Source organism: Microcoleus sp. SVA1B4 (genome assembly GCF_036700545.1).
In the GTDB taxonomy this organism is placed as follows: Bacteria; Cyanobacteriota; Cyanobacteriia; order Cyanobacteriales; family Microcoleaceae; genus Microcoleus.
Genome location: NZ_JAUBPB010000065.1, coordinates 23,732 through 30,818, shown reverse-complemented (window position 1 = coordinate 30,818; position 7,087 = coordinate 23,732). Strand labels below are relative to the sequence as shown.

General features: G+C 45.5%; 4 protein-coding genes. 2 read left to right on the top strand and 2 right to left on the bottom strand.

All coding sequences use genetic code 11. The features are described 5' to 3' along the window. Positions 1-90: 90 nt before the first annotated feature. The gene (locus QT987_RS23680; protein WP_333253972.1) at positions 91-2,280 is read right to left on the bottom strand and encodes a tetratricopeptide repeat protein; all 2,190 of its coding nucleotides are present in this window, start codon (positions 2,278-2,280) and stop codon (positions 91-93) included. A gap of 153 nt (positions 2,281-2,433) precedes the next feature. Continuing rightward, positions 2,434-4,632 carry a tetratricopeptide repeat protein gene (locus QT987_RS23675; RefSeq protein WP_333245097.1) on the bottom strand — a complete coding sequence of 733 codons (2,199 nt, stop codon included), beginning with the start codon at positions 4,630-4,632 and terminating at the stop codon, positions 2,434-2,436. 501 nt (positions 4,633-5,133) lie between these two features. Between QT987_RS23675 and QT987_RS23670 the strand changes: the two genes are divergently transcribed. Next, positions 5,134-5,343 (top strand): hypothetical protein, encoded by a 210-nt coding sequence (locus QT987_RS23670; protein WP_333057296.1) that lies wholly within the window; start codon positions 5,134-5,136, stop codon positions 5,341-5,343. Between the two features lie 50 nt (positions 5,344-5,393). After that, a complete protein-coding gene (gene mnmE, locus QT987_RS23665) occupies positions 5,394-6,779 on the top strand; it encodes a tRNA uridine-5-carboxymethylaminomethyl(34) synthesis GTPase MnmE (RefSeq protein ID WP_333245094.1) in 1,386 nt (461 codons plus the stop codon). Positions 6,780-7,087 lie beyond the last annotated feature (308 nt).

Below are 7,087 nucleotides of genomic sequence, written 5' to 3'. Positions count from 1 at the left end.
TAAAATCTAAAATCTAAAATCTAAAATCTAAAATCTAAAATCTAAAATCTAAAATCTAAAATCTAAAATCTAAAATCTAAAATCGATTGACTACTTGAGTTTTTCAATCTCAAATTGTGCATCTTTGTAACCGCCAGTAAGTCCTTGATCGAGAAACATTTTGCCCGCTTTTTCTAAATCGCTAATGGCTCCTGCTTTGTCTCCCAAGGAGCTACGAACCATGCCTCTACCGTAGTAAGCAGCCGCATAATTCGGGCTGATCCGAATAGCTTGCACGTAATCTGCGATCGCACTATTGTAATTCTTTAAGTCCTGATAAATCTTAGCCCGATTGGCGTAAGCTTCAGCATTGTTGGGATTGAACCCGATTGCTGCTGTAAAATCTGCGATCGCCCCCTGGGCGTCACCCCCGGCGCTGCGAGCTAAACCGCGATTGTTAAAAGCATTAAAATCATTCGGATTCACTGTCAGCGCTTGAGTGCAATCGGCAATTGCTTTGGGATAATCCTTCAAATTTAAATAAGCAATGCAGCGATTGTTGTAAGGAACCCCATCCTCCTCGCTCAGCGAAATTGCCTGCGTGCAATCGTCAATTGCCGCTTGATGCGCTCCTAAATTCAACTGGGTGCTACAACGATTAGCGTAAGCATCTCCACTCTTGGGATCGATCGCAATTACCTGAGAATAATCCGCCAAAGCTCCCTGATAATCTCCTAGGTGAAAGCGAGCTCTCCCCCGACTGTAAAAAGCATCAACATTCTTAGCATCAAGTTTAATTGCCTCAGTATAATCTCCAATCCCCCCCTGCAAATCGCCGCTCCCAGCACGAGCCAGCCCCCGCGAATGATAAGCTTTAACCAGGTTCGGCTGCAACCGAATTACTTCATTAAAATCCTGAATAGCCATCTTGTAATCTTGCAGTTCTAAATAAGCAACTCCTCTTTCATAATATGTATCAGCATCCTTGGGCTGGAGATTCAGAGCTTGAGTGTAATCCTCAATCGCCCCGCGCGTGTCGTTAAAATCGTGACGGGCTAGGCCGCGGTTAAAATAAGCCTGAACATATTTAGGATTGAGAGCGATCGCCTGAGAATAATCCGCAATTGCTTCTTGATACTTTTGTAAATCATAATTAGCATTACCGCGCTGGTAAAAACTCTCGGCATTTTTAGGATTCAATTGAATTGACTTATTAAAAGCCTGCAAAGCGGCCGCCGCATCTTGATTGCGAGACTTTTCCACTCCCTGTTCGTAATATTCTTTAGCTTTAATCGGATTCGGGCGGCGCCAGTAACTAAACAGAAATATCAGAACTATTGCCGCCCCGACGCCTGCCAAAATCAGCAACCAAAATCGACTTCCCAAACGTGACGAAAAACTATCAGAAGAAACTAAGGTGGGAGCCATACTTTTCTTGTGAGCCGGATTCATCGGTTCTTGGCGGTGTCTCAACTTGCTCAGAGCTAGCAAAACTTCATCCGCAGATTGATAGCGCTTGGCAAATTGGTGACAGACCATTTTATCAATTATATTGGCTAATCCCACAGAACATTGAGCTCGGTTTCGCCAAACAATTTCCCCGGTATGAGAAGGACTCGGATCTTGCAATTTTGGCAAATCCGTACCGGGTAAACCAGTGATAGCTTGGACTGCCATCATCCCGACTGCATAGAGGTCACTGCTAAATTGCGGGTTGCCTTGAAATTGTTCGATCGGCATATAAGCCGGAGTACCAGTAGCAATGGTGCGCGGAAATTCGGTATCGTAGTCACTGACGTGACTCGCAACTTCTTTAACCGAACCAAAGTCAATTAAAACTAATTTGCCGTCTGGTTTGCGGCGGATTAAGTTGGAGGGATTAACATCGCGGTGAATCACTCCCTGAGAGTGTACGAAGGCGAGAACTTGTAACACTTCTTGCAACAGATCCAGCACTCGTTCTTCTCGCCAAGGTTGACCGGCCACAATTTCCCTATTTAGGGCGTGTCCGGGGACAAACTCTTCAACGAGGTAGAATTGATTCGCTTCTTCAAAATAAGCTAGTAAAAATGGAATTTGATCGTGTTTTCCCAGCTTTTCTAATATTTCTGCTTCTTGTTTAAATAAGCGATAAGCTGTTTTGAGAACTGTGGAAGTGTTGCTGGGAGGGCGCAGTTGTTTGACTACACATTGAGGATGGCCCGGTCGGCGAGTATCGACAGCTAAATAAGTCTGTCCAAAAGCTCCTGAACTGAGAATTTGCACTACGCGATAACGCCTGTCTAAAAGTTGACCAACCATGTTCATATCTATAATTTAGAATTGGTAACGGGGAATTGGTAATTGGTAATTGGTAATTGGTAATTGGTAATTTTGCTTTCTTGTTTCTTCCTTTTTTCTTCTCCCTTCTGCCTTTTTGCTGCTTTTTTTAACATCTGAATGGTGACTAATAGTTTATTTAGGGTCGTTGATTTGTGATTGTGCGTTTTGGAAACCATCGGCTCTTCCTTGTTCTAGAAAGAGGGTTGCAGCTTTCTGAAAATCCTCGATCGCCCCAGCACGGTCTTTGAGTTGGCGGCGGACGAGGCCCCGGCTATAAAAAGCGCTAGCATTGTTGGGGTTGAGCCGCAGCGAGTGAGCGAAATCCTCAACTGCTAAAGGGTAATTTTTTAGTTCTGAGTAAATAGTACCGCGATTGCTGTAAGCTACTGCATCGCTGGGATTGAGCCGAATTGCTTGAGTAAAATCTTCTAAAGCTCCCTGCTTGTCTCCTGAAGCCGATCGAGCTAATCCTCGATTGCTGTATGCTTTGGGATTGTTGCCGTTGAGTCCGATCGTCAAACTGCAATCTTCGCTAGCCTTTTGAAATTGTTTTAAATTCAGATAAGCAATGCAGCGGTTGTTGTAAGCTGCTTCATCTTTTGGATCGAGGCGAATTCCTTCGGTGCAATCTGCAATCGCTTTGTCGTAGGTGGCCAAATTCAAGTAAGCGCTGCACCGATTGGTATAAGCATCAGCGAGATCGGGTTGTAATTCGATCGCCTTAGTATAATCTTCCATCGCTCCTTGATAATCTGCCAGATTAAATCTCGCTCGACCACGACTGTAGTATACGCCAGCTTGTTTGGGGCTAATTTGAAGGGCTTGAGTAAAATCTGCCATTGCTCCTGTTTTGTCGCCTGCTGCCGATCGAGCTAAACCCCGATTGCTGTAAGCTGTAGCATCGTTGGGACTGAGCCGAATTGCCTGAGTGTAGTCTTCAATTGCTGTGCGGTAGTCGCCCAAATCGTAGTAGGCTAAACCCCGCTGAGAGTAGGCCTCACCGTCGCTGGGATTGAGTCGCACTACTTGGGTGAAATCTTCCACGGCCCCCCGCTTGTCCCCGATGTCGAGGCGGGCCATACCTCGATTGTAGAGAGCTTTGGTGTGGCTAGGATTGACTTTAATTGCTTGCGTGTAATCCTGTATTGCTTGCTCGGTGGCGCCCATGTCGTAGCGAGCGTTTGCCCGCTTGTAGTAAGTTTCCGCATCGCTGGCATTCAGGGCGATCGCTTGAGTATAATCGGCGATCGCGCCTGTTGTGTCACCTTGCTGCGCCTTGATAACGCCGCGGGCTAACAATTCTTTTGACCTCGCCGGACTTTGACTCTGCCAAAAGTAAATTATCAGTGCAGTCAAGATTAAAGCTGCCGCTGTTGCAGCCAACAGCAGGAGTTTGGTTTGGCTTTGTCTTCGCGGTTGACTCATAGCGTCCGTGATGATTGTGGCTGGCGGCGGCTCAACCTCCAATTTTACGGCGATTTGTTTGATGTCTGCTAAAACTTCGGCTGCCTCCTGATAGCGTTCCTCGCAGTCGGGGCGCACCATTCGATCGATAATATCTGCTAGGGCAGGCGAACAAGTTGCCCGGTTTCGCCAGGGAATTTCGTTTTTGTTGTTTTTTAAGGCACTCAGTTCGTTGGGTGAGAGTCCCGTGACGGCAATCTGGGCGATCGTACCTAGAGCGTAGATGTCGCTATTGTAACGGGGGTTGCCGCTCGATTGCTCGATCGGCACGTATAAATCCTGAGCCGCCAAATCCTGTTTTTTTGCCACAGGCCGTTTAACAGAGTTCGGGGAAGTTTGCGACAACAAATGACAGTTAGCAAGTTCCGGGTTAATTTCTTTGTCTAAGCTAAAGTCTACCAATACAAATTTGCCGTCTGACTCGCGCCGGATCGCTCTGTCTGGTTGAATTCTGCGGTGAATAAAACCCTTCTCGTGTATGAACACCAAAATTTCTAATATTTCTGATAGCAGATTAATTACTTGGTCTTCATCCCAAGGTTGACCGGGTATTAGTTCTTGACTTAAAGGTAATCCGGCAATAAATTCTTCAATTAAGTATAAACTTTGATTTTCCTCAAAATATGCCAATAATTCGGGAATTTTGTCGTGTTTTCCCAATTTTTCAATTATTTCTGCGTTTCTTTGAAATAAAACTTTGACTAATTCTGGAGTTTGCGAACTTGTGCCGGGGAGTCGCATTTCTCTAACCGTGCATTGCGGATACCCGGGACGGTGAGTATCTGCTGCTAGATAAGTTTTTCCCACTTCACTTGAGTCTGTGACTTTAATGATGCGGTAACGTCTGTCTAGAAGTTGACCAATCATACTTTGCCCTCTACCCTGTCAATCGATTTTAGATTTTAGATTTTAGATTTTAGATTGAAGCATTGACCCCACAGATAAATTCGGGGGGCAAGTTTCATCGGATACAGGTTTTTTCTTTCTCCACGGATGAATCCGGGGGATTGTATCCTGGATGCTTTCGGTCAATTTTCCATTATCGCATGAAATCAGAATAGCCAAAATATTTGGCTGAGTAATTTAAGTTCGATCGATCCGTGACTCCTACCCAAAAACGGATAGTTGCTTTCCGACAGGAGTCGTTAGCCTCCCAAAATTTTAGACCCATGTTCAAGCTACCCGATTCATTTGTGGAGTCAATCTAAAATCTAAAATCGACTGACTGGACAAACGGGCGATCGGATTGGCTAGCCAAGTCCATCGCTGTTGCCACGCTCTTCTAATATTTTAGAAAAAAAATGCTGAAATTGTTTATCCTGTCAATGAGATATGTATAATTTAACAACCAAGCCGGAGGTCAGTCAAATGAACGTACAAGTGGTTGAATCCCTAATTCAAGTTATCTGGTCTCTCGCAGCCGACGAGCAATTAGCGATTCTAGGGAAAAGATTACCAAATATCTCCTACGCTTCGACCCGGAAACTGGTGCATTTTGCCCTAAAGGGCGACTATTTTAATTTTTTGAATGACGAACTAGAGATTTATACTCTCAAATACCGAGAAGCAATTGCCTGATACTCAAAAACAGGAGATTGAGAGAACTTTTAAATGTGTGAACAATAAAAATGTCTGAATCACTAACAAAAGGAGGAACGATCGCAGCGATCGCCACTGCCATAGTTCCCCAACAAGGCAGCGTCGGCATTGTGCGAGTTTCCGGTTCCGCCGCCTTAAAAATTGCCGAAACTCTGTTTCGCGCCCCAGGACGGCAAATATGGGAGTCTCACCGCATTCTTTACGGCCACATCCGCCGCCCCAAAACTCAAGAATTAGTCGATGAAGCTTTGCTGCTAATCATGAAAGCGCCGCGTTCTTTTACTCGCGAAGATGTGGTGGAATTTCACTGTCACGGTGGCATTATGGCCGTGCAGCAAGTCTTGCAGTTGTGTTTGGAAAATGGGGCGAGATTAGCCGCGCCAGGAGAGTTTTCGCTGCGGGCTTTTTTGAACGGGAGGCTGGATTTAACTCAAGCTGAAAGTATCTCAGATTTGGTGGGAGCAAAATCGCCCGCGGCTGCACAAAGTGCTTTGGCGGGTTTGCAGGGAAAATTAGCGCACCCCATTCGCAAATTGAGAACAACTTGTTTGGATGTGCTGGCAGAAATTGAGGCGAGAATTGATTTTGAGGAAGATTTGCCGCCTTTAGATGAAGCTAAAACATCTTTGGAAATAAATCATGTTTTGGAGGAATTGTCAACAATTTTGGCGACGGCAGATCGCGGCGAATTGTTGAGAACTGGTTTGAAAGTAGCGATTGTTGGGCGGCCGAATGTGGGAAAATCGAGTTTGTTGAATGCGTGGAGTAAGAGCGATCGGGCGATCGTCACGGATTTGCCCGGTACGACGCGGGATGTGGTAGAATCGCAGCTAGTTGTAGGCGGAATTCCCGTGCAGGTGCTCGATACTGCGGGCATTCGAGAAACCGAAGACAAGGTAGAAAAAATTGGCGTTGAGCGATCGCGCGCTGCAGCAAAACAAGCCGATTTAGTGTTGTTGACAATTGACGCAGAATCTGGTTGGACAGAGGGCGATTCGGAGATTTACGAACAAGTAAAGCACCGCCAGCTAATTATAATTATCAACAAAATCGACCTAGTAAAAACACTCCCCGAATTACCTTTTTCCTCTGAAATTCACCGCATAGTTACCACAGCGGCCGCCATCGATCGAGGCATAGAAGACTTAGAAACAGCAATTTTAGATGCCGTCAGCGGGGGAAATTTGCAAGCAGCAAACTCAGACTTAGCCATCAACCAGCGGCAAGCAGCGGCGTTAACTAAAGCTAAAATTTCTCTGGAACAATGCACAGAGACTATGAGCAATAAATTGCCTTTAGATTTCTGGACAATAGATTTGCGCGGTGCAATTCAAGCATTGGGGGAAGTTACGGGGGAAGAAGTGACAGAATCAGTATTGGACAGAATATTTAGCAGGTTTTGCATTGGCAAATAGTCCTCGAAAAAGATTAAATTAAAGAGGTAAGCTGTCTAGCATTTAAGTTGTATTTTTTGGGCGGGCGGGACGCCCAACCCACAAGAATTTAACTCTTTGTGGAACACCGAATTTAACTCTGTGTGGAACAGGCATCTTGCCTGTTCTGTTGTATTTTTTGGGCGGGCGAGACGCCCAACCCCTACTCCCCACAAGATTTTTACTCTTTGTGGAACACCGAATTTCACTCTTTGTGGAACAGGCATCTTGCCTGTTCTGTTGTATTTTTTGGGCGGGCGGGACGCCCAACCCCTACTCCCCACAAGAAT

Coding starts and splice junctions, on each gene's coding strand:
- mnmE (WP_333245094.1), top strand. CDS start 5,394: ATGTCTGAATCACTAACAAAAGGAGGAACGATCGCAGCGATCGCCACT.
- QT987_RS23680 (WP_333253972.1), bottom strand. CDS start 2,280: ATGGTTGGTCAACTTTTAGACAGGCGTTATCGCGTAGTGCAAATTCTC.
- QT987_RS23670 (WP_333057296.1), top strand. CDS start 5,134: ATGAACGTACAAGTGGTTGAATCCCTAATTCAAGTTATCTGGTCTCTC.
- QT987_RS23675 (WP_333245097.1), bottom strand. CDS start 4,632: ATGATTGGTCAACTTCTAGACAGACGTTACCGCATCATTAAAGTCACA.